The organism is Flavobacteriales bacterium (assembly GCA_016712535.1).
Classification (GTDB): Bacteria; Bacteroidota; Bacteroidia; order Flavobacteriales_F; family PHOS-HE28; genus PHOS-HE28.
The window spans coordinates 1,457,243-1,473,365 of the sequence record JADJQW010000002.1 but is presented as its reverse complement, the minus strand read 5'-3'; the positions used below and the strand labels follow the sequence as shown (position 1 = coordinate 1,473,365).

Genomic DNA, 16,123 nt, shown 5'->3' with positions numbered 1-16,123 from the left:
GACCTGCGATCCGTTGAGCCACAATCCAAGACCTGCGAAAAGTCTTCCACCCCACCGCCCCTACCTTCGAGCCATGCGCCACGCCTACTCCACGCTCTCCGAGGCGGTGAACGACCTGCAGCGCCGCGGCTATACCGATGACCTGATGCTGGCCGAGCATTGCGTGGTGTGCCATGCGCGCGGAGTGAGCTTGGACCCTGCCGAGTTCGAGATCGATGAATTCCACCGCTTCGAGGGGAATTCCGATCCCGAGGATCAGAGCGTGGTCTACGCCATCAGCTCGAAATCGGGCGATGTCAAGGGCATCCTGGTGAATGCGTACGGCCCCGATGCCTCCAGCCTCACGCAGGAGATGGTGCGCAAGTTGGCCACGCACTGAAGGCGGCCCTCTGCCCCTGCACGCAAGGATATCCGCTGCTGCGGATCGGCGCCCGGATCACATCGCAAGCTCCAGGATCCGCGCAAGGCCCGCCGCCAAGTCCTCACGGCCCTAATCGCTTCAGCTGGCTGCCATACGCCGCGGTGATGCCAACGGCCATCAGCGGTCCGAAGACGCCGAGCATGTCCCAAGGCAGGTACAGGTGCGGCGCGAAGATCCCCAGCAGCTGCGCTCCTGCATAGAGGTAGAAGCCGTTGCGCCTTCCGCGCCAGATGCCGATGGCCCCCACCAGGCGCAGCACGGTGCGCAGGAAGAACACGCCCATGAGGGCTGGGCCATGCCCGTGCAGGATGGCGATCATCGCATCGAAGCTGTCCGGGTCCTCGTCGCCGAGCATGGTCCGCGCGTCATCGAAGAGCCCATTGAACTCATCGAAGGGCATCTGCTGCACGGCGAGCATGCCCAGGATGCCGACGCCATAGACCAGCGTGAAGAGGCCGGTGTTGATGAAGGTGGCGATGCCAAGGCCGGCGATCAGGCCGGGACGCTCAACGCTGCCGCTTTCGTCGGGAAGGAAGGTGTTTGCCATGGCTCCGGAATCAGCGGCGCCAATTTACCCGAAGGACCGTGAGCATCGTCACGATGGATTCCCGAAGGACGGATCACCTTGGCTGCGACCTTTAACCGGTGCGCCGCGTATGACGCCCCCGATAAATCGCCGCAAGATGACCGACACCGCTTACCTCAAATGGCTCCACGAAGTCGAACTCTCCGACATCCCCACCGTGGGCGGCAAGAACGCCAGCCTCGGGGAGATGATCCAGAACCTGGGCAAGCTGGGCGTGAAGGTGCCCGGCGGATTCGTGGTCACCGTGGCCAGCTATGAGGCCTTCATCGAATTCAATGGGCTCGATGCCCGGATCCGCGAGCTGATCGACAAGATGGACCCGGAGGATGTGGAGAGCATCCGCCGCGCGGGCCTCGCTGTGCGCGCCCTGGTGAAGAACGGCAAGTTCCCGGAGGCGATCAGCAACGACATCGTGGCGCGCTACCTCGAGATGAGCAAGCAGTACGGGCAGGATGCCACCGATGTGGCCGTGCGCTCATCCGCGACCGCGGAAGACCTGCCCGACGCCTCGTTCGCCGGGCAGCAGGAGACCTACTTGAACGTGCGCGGTCCGGAGGAACTGCTCGTGGCCGTGCGCAACTGCTTCGCCTCGCTCTTCACCGATCGCGCCATCGTGTACCGCCACAACCTGGGCTACGACCACTTCAACATCGGCCTGAGCGTGGGCGTGCAGAAGATGGTGCGCTCCGACCTGGCTTCCTCAGGCGTCGCGTTCTCGCTCGACACCGAGAGCGGCTTCAAGGACGTGGTGCTCGTCAACGGCAGCTACGGCCTGGGCGAAATGGTGGTGCAGGGCAGCGTGAGCCCCGATGAGTTCCTGGTCTTCAAGCCCACGCTCAATGAAGGCTTCAGCAGCATCATCGAGAAGAAGCTGGGCAACAAGGACCGCAAGATGATCTACGGCGTGGAGCCCGGCGAGCCGGTGCTCGTGGTCCCCGTGGAGCGCCCCATGCGCAACCGCTTCTGCCTCACGGATGAGCAGGCGTTGGAGCTTGCCAGGAGCGTGGTCGCCATCGAGAACTACTACAGCGCGAAGAAAGGCGCGTGGTGCCCCATGGACGTGGAGTGGGCGGTGGATGGCTTGAGCAAGCAGCTCTTCATCCTGCAAGCGCGGCCCGAGACCATCCACAGCCGCGGCGATTCCGACAAGGTGGTGGACTACAAGTTGAAACCGAAGGGCGACGAGCGGATCATCGCCAAGGGCATCGCGATCGGCGCGAAGGTGGGCACCGGCAAGGTGCGCATCATGTACAGCCTCGACGGACGCGGCGGCGGCACCGACGGCAAGGACTTCCAGAAGGGCGACGTGCTCGTGACCGACATGACCGATCCCGATTGGGAGCCGATCATGAAGAAGGCGGCGGCGATCGTCACCAACAAGGGCGGCCGGACCTGCCACGCCGCGATCGTGGCGCGCGAGATGGGCGTGCCCGCGATCGTGGGATGCGGCGATGCCACCGAGAAAGTGGAGAACGGCGACGAGATCACCATCAGCTGCTGCGAAGGCGACACCGGTGTGATCTACGCCGGGCATGTGCCGTACATCACCGAGGAAACGCTCTTGAGCGCCATCCCGAAAGTGCGCACGCCCATCATGCTCAACGTGGCTTCGCCCGATATGGCCTTCAAGTTCGCGGGCCTGCCGAACGCCGGCGTGGGCCTGGCGCGCGAGGAGTTCATCATCAACAACTACATCTGCGCGCATCCGCTGGCACTGCTCCAGCACAAGGAACTCGGTGATGTTGCATTGAGCGGCCGCATCAGCTACCTCATCAACGGCTATGAGGACGAGGAGACCTTCTTCGTGAAGAAGCTGAGCTACGGCATCGCCAAGATCGCCAGCGCCTTCTACCCCAACAAGGTCATCGTGCGCTTCAGCGACTTCAAGAGCAACGAGTACAAGAACCTGCTGGGCGGCGAGCACTTCGAACCCAACGAGGAGAACCCGATGATCGGCTGGCGCGGCGCTTCGCGTTACTACAGCGAAGCGTACAAGGAGGCCTTCGGCATGGAGTGCAAGGCCATCAAGCGCGTGCGCGAGAAGATGGGCCTGAAGAACGTGGTGGTGATGGTGCCCTTCTGCCGCACCGTGACCGAACTGAAGAAAGTAGCGGTGGTGATGAAGCAGAACGGACTGGAGCGCGGCAAGGAAGGCCTGGAGGTCTACCTCATGGCCGAGATCCCCAGCAACATCATCATGGCCGATGAGTTCGCACAGTACATCGATGGCTTCTCCATCGGCAGCAACGACCTCACGCAGCTCACCCTCGGCCTCGATCGCGATAGTTCGCTGGTGGCGCACCTCTATGATGAGCGCAACGAAGCGGTGAAGCGCATGCTCCGCATGCTCATCACCAGCGCCAAGAAGACCAAGACCAAGGTGGGCATCTGCGGCCAAGGGCCGAGCGACTTCCCCGACTTCGCGCAATTCCTCGTGGAACTGGGCATCGACAGCATCAGCGTCACGCCGGATTCTCTCCTGCGCACGATCAAGGCGATCGCGGAGGTGGAGGCGAAGGTGCCGGGAGGGAATGGGGTGAAGGCGGAGGCTTAGGTCCTTCAATCCTTTGGCACCACCAATCGCACCTTCTCCTTTGCAAGGCCGATCGTGGCGATCGATCCCGAATTGAACCTCAAATGATCGCTGGCAATGCCATCGGAGAAGATGACACCGCGATCAGGCATGAGCGATTCCACTTGCAGGGTGACCTTGGGGTTGAGCGAGCCCAGTGTGAGGTCGACTTTGGTACGTTGGCTAAGGAAGGGTTCGCGCACCACGAAGAACAGCTCCTCTGCGCCTAATTTCTTGGGCCGTCTTTTCCGCTGCTCCCCGTCGGAAGAGCGAATGATGCCATTGGCCATGTTGAACACCGAACTGAGCCAGCCCGTGCTGCCTGCAGAGGTCGAGACGAGGATGCCCGAGGAGGATTGCTCCTCCGTAACGCCTTTGAAGGAGATACGGTAGCGCGCCGATGTGTGGTCGCTGATCCCGATGAAAAGATCGTTGAAGGCCAACAAGCGTTGTCCATCGTTCAATGCGGCTTGCGCGAGCGGCGCCGTCCGGGTCTCGTACGACCCGGAAACAACCTGGGCCACCGCATCGAGGAAGGTACCGCTGTCGTACGGCAGCAACACACCATCGTAACGCGAAGGATCGGGATTGACGCCGATGATCGGACGACCACCCACGTATTTCGCCGCATTGGCGAGCAGCCCGTCCTGCCCTATCGTGATCACCACCTGGTCATCGCTGAAGATGAAAGCCGGCAAGAAGGACCGCTCGACGAGCTTGTTCTTCAAAACCCGTCCAAGCCCTCGCTGCACGACATCCAGCGCTTGGTGGAACGTGTCGTGTTCCTGCTCGTAATCCTCGAAGTTGCCGCCGGAACGTTCTATGTAGAACTTCGCCTGAAGGCGCGTGTTGAAGCGATCGATGAGCGACTCCAGTCGTGTGCGGCCCTTGATGATGATCGCATACTCGACCCCCATCACTTGCCCTGGCGCTCCTCCAGTAATCGTTCCAACAGGTCGGGGCTGATGTTGAGGTTCCCCACCTTCCCAGCGTTCTCGGCAAGCTCACGGAACGCCAAGGCTATGCTTGAACGAGGGTCCCCGTCGTTCTTCAAAGCCGTCAATATCCGCCAATCGATGTCCTTGTAAGGCTTCAGCATGGTCTCGATGGCATAGCCCTGCGAATCCGCTTCCTTGCGCTCATTGTCGCTCTTCTGATCGATGAGGAGCTTGCGCTGCCCCTCCACCGCAATGTCGGCCTGCACCTTCATCTCACGGAGCTTGCGGTCGTTCTCGGCCTTCTGCACGTCGCTTTCCATGACCTTCTCCGCGATCTGCTTCTTCTTCTGTTCAACCGCGATCTCGGTGTTCAACTCGCTCTCCTTGATCTTCCGTTCCTGCTCGACAGCGAAGTTGCGCCGCTCATAGATGGCCTGATCGGCCTCCTGTTGGAGTCGCTCGCGCGTTTCGGTCTCCAGCGCGCGCGCCATCTCGGAGGAAGCCTTCACCGCCAGCACGCTCACGGCAAGCACCTCGATACCCAATGAAGTCACGGCCTTCGCCTTGGTTATGCCATTGCTGATCTGCTCCTCGATGGCCTTGGCGGAACGGATGGCATCCTTCAGTCCGATGCCATGGATGAAGGAGGCCATGGCCGTCTGTGCCTCATTGATGATCCGTTGATTGAGCTTTTCCAGGTCGTTCTTCTTGTACACTCCGCGACCATCGACGGTGAAATCCAATAGCTCGGCCAGTTGCTTCGCACTGGCAACTTTGTAGCTCACCTGTCCTTGTATGGTCACACTCTGGTGGTCGAGGGTGGTCTCAGCGAAAATGAAGGGCAGGTCATTGCTGCCGAGAGGGATCGCCGCAATGGAACTACTGGGTTCGAAGTAGAAGAAGGACAAACCCCTTCCTTCCTGCACCACCTTGCCGTTCTTGTAGTGGATGACATGCGTCATCGCATCAAAGCTGATGTACTTGATACCGAACATGCGAGGCAAGGTATTGAACGGATTCACTACGGCAAGTCCCCCGCGCGCCCTCACTGCTCCCGATAGCTCGTCGCAATGGAAACCGACCCTATCAGCGTTACCCAGATCCTTTCTCAGGACGATAGGCGGTCGCGGAGGTGGAGGCGAAGGTGCCGGGAGATGGGGTGAGGGTGTAGCAGGCAGCTTGCCATCCGGATGATTCGCCAACTTCGCTGGACATTCCCTGCACCATGGATCTCCTCCACCACATGACCGAGTACTACAAGGGCGAACGGCTAGGCGCCATCTGCTACACGGTGGGCGGCACCGTCTTCCTGCTGCTCGCCTTCGCCATCTGGAAAGTGGCGGAGCCGGGCACCATCACGCGCGGCATGCTGGTGCCCGTGGCAATCGTGGGCTTGCTCGGCGCAGGCGCCGGTCCCCTGCTCCTGCGCAGCAACAACCAGCGGCTGGAACAATTCCCGAAAGAGATCTCGGTCGATGCAGCGGCCTTCCGCGCGAAGGAGGCACCCCGTATGAATGGCGTTCACAAGACCTGGCTGCCATTGAAGATCGCATGGACGGCATTGCTCATCGCCGGGGTCTGCCTGGCCTTCATGGGCGGCACGCCCATTTGGAAGGGCGTGGGCCTCGGGCTGATGCTGATCGGCACCATCGGCCATACAGTGGACGGCATCGCCAGCGAGCGCAGCCGAATCTACCTAGAGCAGCTTACTATCACGGGCCGCTAGCCGCAGAACCGACCGACCTTGTTCCTGATCCACGGCATCCGACGCATCAAGCTCCGTGGGGAGCTTCTGCCCGGGACCTGTGACCATTGCGGCACCGAGGGCAGCGTGCAACTCCTGGTAGTGCAGCCGTACGTGTATCTGTTCTGGATACCTTTCTTCCCGCTGCCCAAGCGCGCGCGTACCGAATGCCTGGCCTGCAAGCATGAGGTGAAGCACAGCAGGTTGGGCCCGATGCACATCGGACTGTTCAATGCATTGAAAGGTGAGAAACGAACGCCGCTCTGGACCTGGATCGGCGCTGGCGTGATGGCCTTCGTGCTGCCATGGTTCATCACGCAGCTCAACCGGAACAGTGCTGACCAGAACGCATTGCTGCTTCACCCGCAGGTCGGCGACATCTGGACGATCAAGCTGAGCGATAAGCGCCACACGCTGCATCGCGTGGAAGAGGTCCGCGCTGATTCGATATTCGTACGTGCTTGCGATCGCGTCGCGGTTGGCGGCTTCATGGCCCAGGTGAAGCTCTCCACCGACTCGACCGTTAGATTCGATGGTGACCGGACAGCGCATGCCCGTGCGGACTTGGCCGATTACGATCGCGGCCCTTTGCGAAGCATCGAGCGGCCCAGCGCCAAGGCACGATGAGGTCGAGGCGCTGCGTTATCCGTGCATGAAAGCCCTTCTGATCCTTGCCCTCATCCTGTTGCTGAGCTCATGCGCCAGCAATTACAGCGTGCGCAAATGCGATGGGCGGCGCGGCGAGCGCGTGCCCATGGGCGTGCTCTGATGGCTAACGCACCACCAGGATGCGCTGCCGCGAGATGACGTTGCCATCCACGTCCGCGACGGTGGCCAGGTAACCGCCGGGCGCGAGGCCATCGATGCTCTGGTTTACAGCGCTGCTCATGGTGCGATCCAGGATCGACCTCCCGGCTGCATCATGGATCATGAGACGTGCGCCGGTTGAGAGACCCGTGATCAGGAAGCCGCCATCCGAAGGATTCGGCACGAACTGAACCGCCGTTGCCTCCACCTCACCGCTCCCGGTGACGATCGGCTCGCAGTTCACGTACTCGATGTAGTTGTTAAAGCCATGCGCGCAGAGGGCACCGTTCAAGTAGAGGCCGTCATCCTCATAGTTGCATGCCAGTCCCGGCAGGTTCGGATAATTGATCACGCCCAGGTATCCTTCGGCATAGCGCGCCACGTAGATCCGTCCATCGGGACCCAGCTTGATGCTGCCATGAGCCCCCGTGATGGGGGTTTCGAGCAGCACGACGCGGCTATCGATGATAGTCTGCGGGTCGCTGCTGCTCAGGTCGAACTGGTAGAGGTAGTTGTGGTCGGTGGAGAAGAAATTGAACGCCTTCCATGTGCCGCCGTAGAGCTTGGTGCCGTCCGGCGAGAAGGCCACCCCGAAATCCCCGCGCGATGGCGGCAAGAGCAGCGTATCGCTCACGGCACCGGTCGCCCGGTTGAACGTGAACAAGGCGAGCACGTCGGAATTCGGGGTATCGCCGGAGCCGTTCCCCGCCAGCGCCAATCGTTCACCGTCGAGGCTGAAGCGCATCTCGCCGCGCGCATTCATGTTCGAGCCGCAGGCCGGGAATGCTGGACCGACCGTGGAGACGATCGGCGTGGGATCCAAGCCGCCTGCAGTGAGCAGGTAAGCGAGGAACTCATTCTGCGGGTAGGCATGCGCCAGGATCCAGACATCGGTGCCGTTGGCATGCCAGGTCGCCGCTACGTGCTCGGAGCTCACGCCGCCCGGGAAAAGCGGATTGCCCGCTGATACCACATCGCCGTAACCGCCCGCAGCGCTCATGTCCACGATGTGGGAACGCAAGTGGCCCGCAGCGGTGCCTTGCACGGTGGTCGTGACGATGTGGAACACGTTCTCTGATGCAGGTTGCTGCACGATGATCACCTGGCTGAGCGAGCCGCTGTTCGCGATGGGCAGCACCCCATTGGGCATCTGCGCATGGTTCCGGTTCCACACTTTCTGACCATTGGTGTAGAAGAGCAGGTCGCCCGAGGGGCCGCTCACCGCCGAGCATCCTTCGAATCCATCATTACCGCCAGTGATCACATCAGGCTGACAGGAATGGAAATCGATGCCGACGTCGTAGCCGAATTGCCAGACCATTCCGTGTGTCTGCGCTTGCGCTTGGAGACTGGGCGCGATGCACGCCAGAAGGACGAAATGGATCCGCATGGTGAATGGTCGAATATAGACGGCCATCCCGCTCAATCGCCCTGCTTCATCCAACGCACGGCATCAAGCACGGCTTGATGCAGGATGTTGCCATGATCGTGGCGAGGCATCACATGCACCCGCACCTGGATCTCCGGGTTCCCTCGAAGCAGACGGGCCAGCCTCTTCGCTCCTTGCACCATCACCTTCCCCTCCTTCCCCACGCCGACCCATACCTGTTTGGGCGCGGAAGCCGGTTGATTCATGAATGCGGCCTCGCGGGCCAGCACCGATCCATTGTCCCACCAAAGGCTCGGGCTCACCACCACGTAACGCGTGAAGAGCTCCGGCCGCTCCATGAGCACCTCCGTTGCCAGCAGCCCGCCCAGCGATTGGCCGATCAACGTGCGCTCACCTGTGGTGCGATACGCCGAATCGATGAATGGGATCAACTCATCACCGAGGAAGTGGATGAAGTTCGCCGAGCCCCCGGTGGTCGGGAACTGCTCCTTGTCCTTCGCGATGGTGGTGGGGTGCGTGAAGTCGCGCTTCCGGTCGGTGTTGACGACCCCAACGACGATGCTCGGCGGGAGCCACGCGATCCAGGGCATGCTGGCGAAATCGACCAGCCCAGCCAGATGGACGAAATCCTCGTCGAGCCCGCCATCGAGCACGTAGATCACGGGATACCGGGCAGCACTGTCCGGCGAGTAATCCATGGGAAGCCTGATGTGCAGCACGCGCTCCTCGCCCAGCGCCGCCGAATGCAGCACGCGCTTCTCACCAAGCACCAGCGGCACCGCCTCCTGCGCAGTCGCAGCAGCGATTGAAAGCATGCCATGCGCGAGCAGGGCGAACAGTGAACAATTCATGCCGAACAGTCCGGCCTGAAAAGTAACAGGCCACAGCTCAGGCGCTTCCTTTGTTGCATGCAACTGCGCACGCTCGCCAACGCGGAGGAGATGCTGCCTCACCTCAACTTGATCCAGCAGCTCACGCCTTCCTTGACCATAGCGGAATACCGATCGCTTCTCGAAGCCATGGTACCGCATCGTTACGCCATGCTCGCCGCCTTCGAGGGCGATGCCTGCCTGGGCCTCAGCGGCTACTGGATCGGGCACAAGCTCTATTGCGGGCGCTATCTCGAGATCGACAACTTCGTGGTGGATGCGAAGCACCGTTCGCATGGCATCGGGCAATTGCTGATGGACGAGCTGATCCGCATCGCGCAACGCGAAGGCTGCGTGCGTGTGATGCTCGATGCCTACTTGGAGAACACGGCGGGCCATCGCTTCTATGAGCGCCATGGCTTCGCGAAGCGCGGCTACCACTTCATCAAGCCGATCTGATGGGCGAGCGGCGGGGCACTATCCGCGCTTCCTTTGCGGCATGGCCACCATCACCATCGAGCTGCGCGGCGAATTCATCGAGCTGAACCAATTGCTGAAGCTCGCCGGCGTGTGCGACAGCGGCGGTCAGGGCAAGCAACTTGTTGCTGAAGGCCGCGTGAAAGTGGATGGCCAAGTGGAGCTGCGCAAGACCAACAAGATCCGCGCAGGGCAGGTGGTGGAGTGCGAAGGAGCGAGGATCGAGGTGGTGGTCTAGATCGCTGCGACTTTGCCGAGCAACGACCGCCGATAGGAGCCATCGAGCATCAGGATGGCGAGGATGACCAAGGCCAGCACGATGAAGCCCGCCAAGCCGACCACCGAGCCCACGAGCGGATGCCCGCCCCACGCGAAGAGCACGGCGCCTCCTGCGCTGCCGTTGATGATGCCGTGCAGCACAGCGGACGACCAGATGCTGGCGCTCCGTGCGCGCGACCAATCGAAGATGAAGGACGCGAGCAGGCAGAACAGCACCATCATGCCGATGCCGATGACCGGGTAGCCCGGATAATTGTGGCCCATGGCGATCAACGGCGCATGCCACAGCCCCCAGAGCACACCCGTGATGCCGATCCGCCGCAGCGTGCTCCACTCTTGCAGCTCCTGGTACAGATAGCCGCGCCAGCCCAATTCCTCGCCGAGCATGAAGACAAGGTTCAAAGAGAAGGCCGAGAGCACGGCCGCCACCTGCACACCTACGAGCAGCAGCCAAGCAGGAATCTCCAGCAGCCAGGCGTTCTTCAACGCGTCAGCCGGTGACGCGCCGAACTGGGCGCTCAACTCGAGCAATGCCGAAGCCAGGCGCGCGGTGCTCACCTCGGCATGGCCGAACAATGCGATGCCCAGCACATCACCGAAGACATGCTGAACCAGCAAATAGAGCGGTGATAGGGAGAGGCCCACGGCGATGGTACCGACGAGGATGCGTCCATTCGTTCCGGCGATGCGCGAACCGAGACCGCTCCACGATCGGCGGTCGAAATGGCGTTGGCAGATGATCGCCGCGATCGCAGGGCCCAGCATGCAGAAAGCGGCAAGCGCCAGGTAGCCGAGCCCGGAGTCCGCGTTGATCCCGAAAAGCCAGCCAAGGCCCGCGAGCAGCCAGGTATAGCCGAAGGCGATGGCGCAGAAGCGCACGATGCGTTGGTTCGTAACGCCCATGCTCACATGCTTGGCCTTGTGACCTTCACATAGTCCAGCTTCAGCACATCATTCCCCGGAAGCGGCTCGCGCAACTGCACGGCACCGGCGCGCTTGCCTCCGCCCATTACCGACCCCGCCTTCAGCGCCGCGTTGCAGCGATCGATGGAGATGCGCGGCGCCGACACCCGCGTGGCGATCACGAAGCCCTCGTCCCACCAGCCGATGCTGCTGAGGTTGAGCTGCCCGCTGATGTAGTCGATCACCGGCGCGCTGATCCTGCCATTCCAGTAGATGCCGCTGAGGTCAACTGCAGCGCGCGGCGGCATGTTCACATGGATGCTGGCCTTGCGCGCGGCATGCTCCACATGGAAGTTCGAGAGCGCGAACTGCTTCACCACGGTGTTGCGCGCAGGCTGGTCCTCCCGGCCGTCGATCGCGGCGCTGAGGAAAAGGTCGTGATCGCAGGGCGCGCCCTCGCTGATGCAATCCGCCATGCGCACGCCGCTGCTGTGCAGCACGCAAAAGGCTTGCGTGGTGCTGGCCGCGCAATACACGCGGCATTGCTCAAGCACTGTGTGATTGCTCTGGCTGTTGCTCCAACTGGCGCCTGGCCAATCGCCTTGCCGCACCACGATGCCGCGCGCCTTGGGGTTCGTGACCAGCACGTTGCTCACGCGCGTCATCAGGCAGAAGCGCAGGTCGATGGCCGCCTCGCCCTGCCCCACGCAGCGCACGTTCTCGATCACGCTGCCCAGCGTGGCTTTGAGGTCGATGGCCTTCTTGCCGCCCTCGATGGCCGCGAAATCGCGGATCGCATAACGGCTGCCCACACGGGCCAACGCATCCTTCTGGTCCTTGATGGCGCGTGTGAAACCGTTGCTGTTGGGGCCGAGCAACAGCTTCGCCCCTGCCCCGTCGATCACCAGCAATTGCGCGTCGGGCAGCACGATGTCGGTGTTGCACTTGTAGACCGCGGCAGCAGAGAACGAAACGCGCGCGGCATCCTTGGGCATCGCTGCGAAGAAGCCGGCGACATCGTTGGCGGGAACGATATAGTCCTTGGCCCATGCATCACACAGCGACAGGAGCAGGATGAACAGCGTGGCGGCGCGCATGCCGCGCAAGCTAGCACGGGCTTCCCGGCGATACTTTGGCGCCATGGCCAAGTTCATGGACCGCCTCGATGACCGGCTCACGGCCTTCATCGCAGCGCAACGGATGTTCTTCGTCGGCACGGCGCCCAACCACGGAAGGGTGAACCTATCGCCCAAAGGGCTCAACACCTTCCGCGTCCTCTCGCCGCAGCTGTCGGGCTATCTGGACCTGACAGGCAGCGGAAACGAAACGGCGGCGCACCTGCGCGAGAACGGGAGGCTCACCTTCATGTTCTGCGCGTTCGAGGGTTCGCCCTTGATCCTTCGACTGTACGGAACCGGCGAGGTGCTGAGGCCTGCCGACGACCGCTGGCATGCGCTGCGCCCTTCCTTCGGCGATGCGATCCCCGGCGAGCGGCAGATCATCTTGCTCCACATAGGATCGGTGCAGACCTCGTGCGGATTCGGGGTGCCCTTGTACAAGCATGCAGGCGAACGGCAGCAACTGATCGACTGGGCGGTGAAGAAGGGCGAGGACGGGGTGCGTGCCTATCAAGCCGAGAAGAACATGCGCAGCATCGATGGACTGCCGGCATGAAGCAATCCCTCCTCCTCATCCACGGTTTCCCTTTGGACGGCAGCTTCTGGCAGGAGCAGCTTGAAGGCCTCTCATCGATAGCTGAGGTGCTCGCGCCTGATCTGCGCGGCTTCGGCGCTGACCGTCGCGAAGTGCCCAGCGCCATGTCCATGGAAGCCTACGCCGATGACCTGCGCGCGCTGCTCGATGCGCACGGCTTGGAGCGCGCCGTGCTCTGCGGCCTGAGCATGGGCGGATACGTGGCAATGGCATTCGCGGATCGTTGGCCGGAGCGCGTGCAAGGGCTGATCCTCTGCAACACCCGATCGACCGCCGACACCGAAGAAGGCAAGGCGGCGCGCGAGCAGACCGCTTCGGATGCGCTGGAAAAAGGCGCCGCCGTGATCGCCCGCGCGATGATCCCGAAGGTGCTCAGTGAACGCACCCGGCGGGAGCAGGCTCAAGCGGCCGCACGCGTTGAAGCGATCATGGCAGGCCAACGGCCTGAAGCCATCGCGGCGGCGTCGCGCGGCATGGCGCTGCGCCCCGATCGCACGCGCGTGCTTCGGGAACTCAACAAGCCCGCCCTGATCGTCACCGGAAGCGATGATGCCTTGATGCCCCTGCCTACCAGCGAAGCCATGCGTGCTGCGTTGCCCGACAGTCGCATGGTGGTGATCGAGGGCGCCGCGCACCTCAGCCCGGTGGAGGCGCCGGAGCGCTTCAATGCAGAGGTGTCAATGTTCCTCAAGCGAATCGCGTGAACCATGCTTGAACTCGATTTCTCCGAATTCCCGGTCCTGCGCACAGACCGCTTGGTGCTGCGCGAGATCACCGCGGCCGATGCGCCCGCGCTCTTCGCCTTGCGCACCGATGAACGCGTGATGCGGCATCTGGCCCGCCCGCGCGCCAGCACTGAGCAGGATGCGGCCGAACTCATCGAACAGATCGCTGAGGGCCGAAGCAATGGGAGCGGCATCACTTGGGGCATCAGCCTTCCCGATTCGCCCAGGCTCATCGGCACGATCGGCTTCTACCGGCTCCGGCCCGAGCATTGCACGGCAGAGGTGGGCTACCTGCTCAGTCCGGATCATTGGCGCAAAGGGTTGATGAGGGAAGCCTTGACCGCTGTGACAGCCCATGGATTCGGCATGGGCTTCTGGCGGATCGAAGCCATCACGGATCCAGCCAACGCTGCATCGCGTGGCTTGCTCGAGCGCAGTGGTTACCGGTACGAGGGAACCTTGCGCGGCAACCTCCACTGGCAAGGCAAGCAACTCGACTCGGCCGTGTACGCCCGCCTGGCCTCGGACTGATGGATCCGTCGGCTGCTTGAAGGCTTCCAAGGAAAGCAGCACAGCCCTCGCCGAGTCTTCGCGAGCCGTTGTGCGCATCGGTTAGCTTGGCGCCCAAACCGATATCCACGAATGCGCGCCCTTTCCGCTCTTCTCCTGGCTTCCATCCCCACGGCGGCCCTCTTCGCCCAATGCCCCGCCGGGCAGATGGAGATCACCATCGAGGTGCTCACCGACGATTGGGGCAACGAGACCTACTGGCAGCTGGTGCCCTTCGGCAACGCATGCAACCAGGCTCCGATCTTCATCGGCGGAAACACCACGGCGCTGGGCTGCGCGAGCGGAGGCACGCAGACCTCGCCCGCAGGCGGCTACGCGAGCAACAGCACCTTCACCGAGGGCCCATGGTGCCTGAACGAGGGCGTGCAGTACAACATCATCAGCATCGATAGCTACGGCGACGGCCAGGCCACCTTCCGCGTGCGGGCCAACGGCGCGGTGATCGGAGAATACGACGAGGATGGCGGCTTCCAGATCTTCACCTTCCTCGTGCAGGAGCCGCTCGCGCTCAACATGGGCGTCACCTCGCTCACCACGCCGCTCTACAACCGCATCGGGCTCGAGACACGCTTCAGCGGAGTGCTGCGCAACTTCGGCTCGGCCACCATCACGGACTTCACGCTCAATGCCGCGCTCGACGGCGACATCGTCTTCACGCAGGACTTCAGCGGCATGAGCATCGGCTCGGGCAACAACTTCGAGTTCCTCACGGCTGATGCGTGGATGCCGGCGGACGTTGGCGCCGCTGTCCTCACCGTTTGGGCGAGCGACCTGAATGGCAGCGCCGACGAGGACCCGGCCAACGATGCGGCTTCGGCCAACCTGTGGGTGAATGCGGCCATCCCTGACCTGGTCCCGCAATACCTCGTGGGAACGCCCGTCGTCACCATCGTGGCCGACGATGACGAGGACCTGCTCACCCCACGCGACCTCGCGTGGCATCCCGATCCAGCGCGCAATGAGATCTGGGCCATCAATAAGGATGTGGCCGGCACCGGTGGCAGCACCGTGCGCTTCTTCAATCCCGGCGAACCGAACCAGACCCATCTCTGGCAGCGCGATCCCAATGCGGGACATTTCATGAGCCTGCCCACCGGCATCGCCATGGGCGACAACGGCAACTTCGCCACCTGCCCGGGCATCTTCGACGCGAACCAGAATGGCGGCGACCCTTTCACCGGTCCCACGCTGTGGAGCGCCGATCCCACCATTTACGCCTTCCCCGGCCAAGGCCCGCTGGGCAGCCACCTGGATATGCTGCATGTGAACCCGCGCAGCCAAGGCATCGCGCACGACCGTTGGAACAGGTACTGGGTGGTGGATGGCCACAACGGCGATGTAGTGCTGAACGACTTCCGCGAGGACCACGGTCCGGGCAACACCTGGCATGGCGATGCGGTGATCCGGCGCTACGGCGGCGTCACCATCGTGCGCGATCCCAACGACCACATCGTGAGCCATTGCGAATTGGACAAGCGCACCGGCTGGCTCTACGTGGTGGACCATGGCAACCAGCGCATCCTGCGCCTCGATACGCGCAGCGGCAGCGTGGATGGCGCCGCATCCTTCGGGCCTTGGGAGAGCTATGTGGAGTACACGCAGATGAGCGGCCACACCTGGGAGACCATCATCACCGCCGGGCTGGTGGAGCCTGCAGGCATCGCGCTCAGCGGCGACCACATGCTGGTGAGCGACCACGCCAGCGGCGAGATCGTGATCTTCGACATCAGTGAAGGCGGCAGCTTCGCGGAGCTGGGTCGCATCCAGACCGGTGCAGCCGGCATCATGGGCATCGAGGTGGGGCCCGACGGCCGCATCTGGTTCGTGAACGCCACCACTTCTTCGCTGGGCGTTATCGACGTTGACCAGAACGTGGGCCTTGCCGAGATCCCGCGCACAGTGCTCTCCTCCTACCCGAATCCGGCCGCAGACAGGATCTTCATCACGCAGGCTCACCTGTTGAACCCTGACGCCCCGGTCGCGCTGCTCGATGCCGCTGGTCGGAGCGCGCTGCAGACCACCGTCCGGGCCGCAGCGGCCGGGATCGATGTATCCGCACTGGCGCCAGGCGCCTACACGCTGAGCATCGGCACGGCCACCGTCCGAATCGCGATAGCGCGCTGAGCCCA

Annotated in this window: 17 protein-coding genes; 10 read left to right on the top strand and 7 right to left on the bottom strand. The window is 62.7% G+C overall.

The window, feature by feature from the left end:
* Positions 1 to 73: 73 nt before the first annotated feature.
* A complete protein-coding gene (locus IPK70_05965) occupies positions 74 to 379 on the top strand; it encodes a phosphoribosylpyrophosphate synthetase (protein MBK8226705.1) in 306 nt (101 codons plus the stop codon).
* Between the two features lie 103 nt (positions 380 to 482).
* Here IPK70_05965 and IPK70_05960 read toward each other — a convergent pair whose 3' ends face one another.
* Entirely contained in the window at positions 483 to 968 is a 486-nt protein-coding gene (locus tag IPK70_05960; GenBank protein ID MBK8226704.1) for a hypothetical protein, read from the bottom strand.
* A gap of 136 nt (positions 969 to 1,104) precedes the next feature.
* Between IPK70_05960 and ppsA the strand changes: the two genes are divergently transcribed.
* Entirely contained in the window at positions 1,105 to 3,561 is a 2,457-nt protein-coding gene (gene ppsA / locus IPK70_05955; GenBank protein ID MBK8226703.1) for a phosphoenolpyruvate synthase, read from the top strand.
* Between the two features lie 5 nt (positions 3,562 to 3,566).
* Here the strand turns inward: ppsA and IPK70_05950 are convergent, their stop codons facing one another.
* Positions 3,567 to 4,496, bottom strand: coding sequence for an NAD(+)/NADH kinase (locus IPK70_05950; GenBank protein ID MBK8226702.1), 930 nt, complete (start codon positions 4,494 to 4,496; stop codon positions 3,567 to 3,569).
* A complete protein-coding gene (locus tag IPK70_05945; GenBank protein ID MBK8226701.1) occupies positions 4,496 to 5,512 on the bottom strand; it encodes a membrane protease subunit, stomatin/prohibitin in 1,017 nt (338 codons plus the stop codon). Before IPK70_05945 ends, IPK70_05950 begins: the two co-directional genes overlap by 1 nt.
* Positions 5,513 to 5,742: 230 nt before the next feature.
* On the opposite strand from IPK70_05945, the gene IPK70_05940 reads away from it, so the two are divergent.
* Positions 5,743 to 6,243, top strand: coding sequence for a hypothetical protein (locus tag IPK70_05940; protein MBK8226700.1), 501 nt, complete (start codon positions 5,743 to 5,745; stop codon positions 6,241 to 6,243).
* 18 nt (positions 6,244 to 6,261) lie between these two features.
* Positions 6,262 to 6,888 (top strand): hypothetical protein, encoded by a 627-nt coding sequence (locus tag IPK70_05935; protein ID MBK8226699.1) that lies wholly within the window; start codon positions 6,262 to 6,264, stop codon positions 6,886 to 6,888.
* A 145-nt stretch (positions 6,889 to 7,033) separates the two neighbouring features.
* On the opposite strand, the gene IPK70_05930 is transcribed toward IPK70_05935, so the two are convergent.
* Together IPK70_05930 and IPK70_05925 are read right to left on the bottom strand one after the other, a co-directional pair.
* Complete coding sequence (locus IPK70_05930; protein MBK8226698.1) at positions 7,034 to 8,458, bottom strand: hypothetical protein; 1,425 nt, start codon at positions 8,456 to 8,458, stop codon at positions 7,034 to 7,036.
* A 32-nt stretch (positions 8,459 to 8,490) separates the two neighbouring features.
* A complete protein-coding gene (locus IPK70_05925; protein ID MBK8226697.1) occupies positions 8,491 to 9,309 on the bottom strand; it encodes an alpha/beta hydrolase in 819 nt (272 codons plus the stop codon).
* A gap of 57 nt (positions 9,310 to 9,366) precedes the next feature.
* Here IPK70_05925 and IPK70_05920 point away from each other — a divergent pair, with 57 nt between their 5' ends.
* Positions 9,367 to 9,786: a GNAT family N-acetyltransferase gene (locus tag IPK70_05920; protein ID MBK8226696.1), complete on the top strand. Its 420-nt coding sequence runs from the start codon at positions 9,367 to 9,369 to the stop codon at positions 9,784 to 9,786.
* 40 nt (positions 9,787 to 9,826) lie between these two features.
* Positions 9,827 to 10,042, top strand: a complete 216-nt coding sequence (locus IPK70_05915; protein ID MBK8226695.1) for an RNA-binding S4 domain-containing protein — start codon at positions 9,827 to 9,829, stop codon at positions 10,040 to 10,042.
* On the opposite strand, the gene IPK70_05910 is transcribed toward IPK70_05915, so the two are convergent.
* Together IPK70_05910 and IPK70_05905 are read right to left on the bottom strand one after the other, a co-directional pair.
* Positions 10,039 to 10,986, bottom strand: coding sequence for a CPBP family intramembrane metalloprotease (locus tag IPK70_05910; protein MBK8226694.1), 948 nt, complete (start codon positions 10,984 to 10,986; stop codon positions 10,039 to 10,041). The genes IPK70_05915 and IPK70_05910 overlap by 4 nt on opposite strands.
* Before the next feature lie 2 nt (positions 10,987 to 10,988).
* A complete protein-coding gene (locus tag IPK70_05905) occupies positions 10,989 to 12,083 on the bottom strand; it encodes a hypothetical protein (protein MBK8226693.1) in 1,095 nt (364 codons plus the stop codon).
* A gap of 43 nt (positions 12,084 to 12,126) precedes the next feature.
* On the opposite strand from IPK70_05905, the gene IPK70_05900 reads away from it, so the two are divergent.
* From IPK70_05900 to IPK70_05885, 4 genes are all read left to right on the top strand, one after another.
* Positions 12,127 to 12,660 carry a pyridoxamine 5'-phosphate oxidase family protein gene (locus IPK70_05900; protein ID MBK8226692.1) on the top strand — a complete coding sequence of 178 codons (534 nt, stop codon included), beginning with the start codon at positions 12,127 to 12,129 and terminating at the stop codon, positions 12,658 to 12,660.
* Positions 12,657 to 13,403 carry an alpha/beta fold hydrolase gene (locus IPK70_05895; protein ID MBK8226691.1) on the top strand — a complete coding sequence of 249 codons (747 nt, stop codon included), beginning with the start codon at positions 12,657 to 12,659 and terminating at the stop codon, positions 13,401 to 13,403. The genes IPK70_05900 and IPK70_05895 overlap by 4 nt, the downstream gene beginning before the upstream one ends.
* 3 nt (positions 13,404 to 13,406) lie before the next feature.
* Complete coding sequence (locus IPK70_05890) at positions 13,407 to 13,955, top strand: GNAT family N-acetyltransferase (protein MBK8226690.1); 549 nt, start codon at positions 13,407 to 13,409, stop codon at positions 13,953 to 13,955.
* A gap of 111 nt (positions 13,956 to 14,066) precedes the next feature.
* Complete coding sequence (locus IPK70_05885) at positions 14,067 to 16,118, top strand: T9SS type A sorting domain-containing protein (protein ID MBK8226689.1); 2,052 nt, start codon at positions 14,067 to 14,069, stop codon at positions 16,116 to 16,118.
* Positions 16,119 to 16,123: the final 5 nt, after the last annotated feature.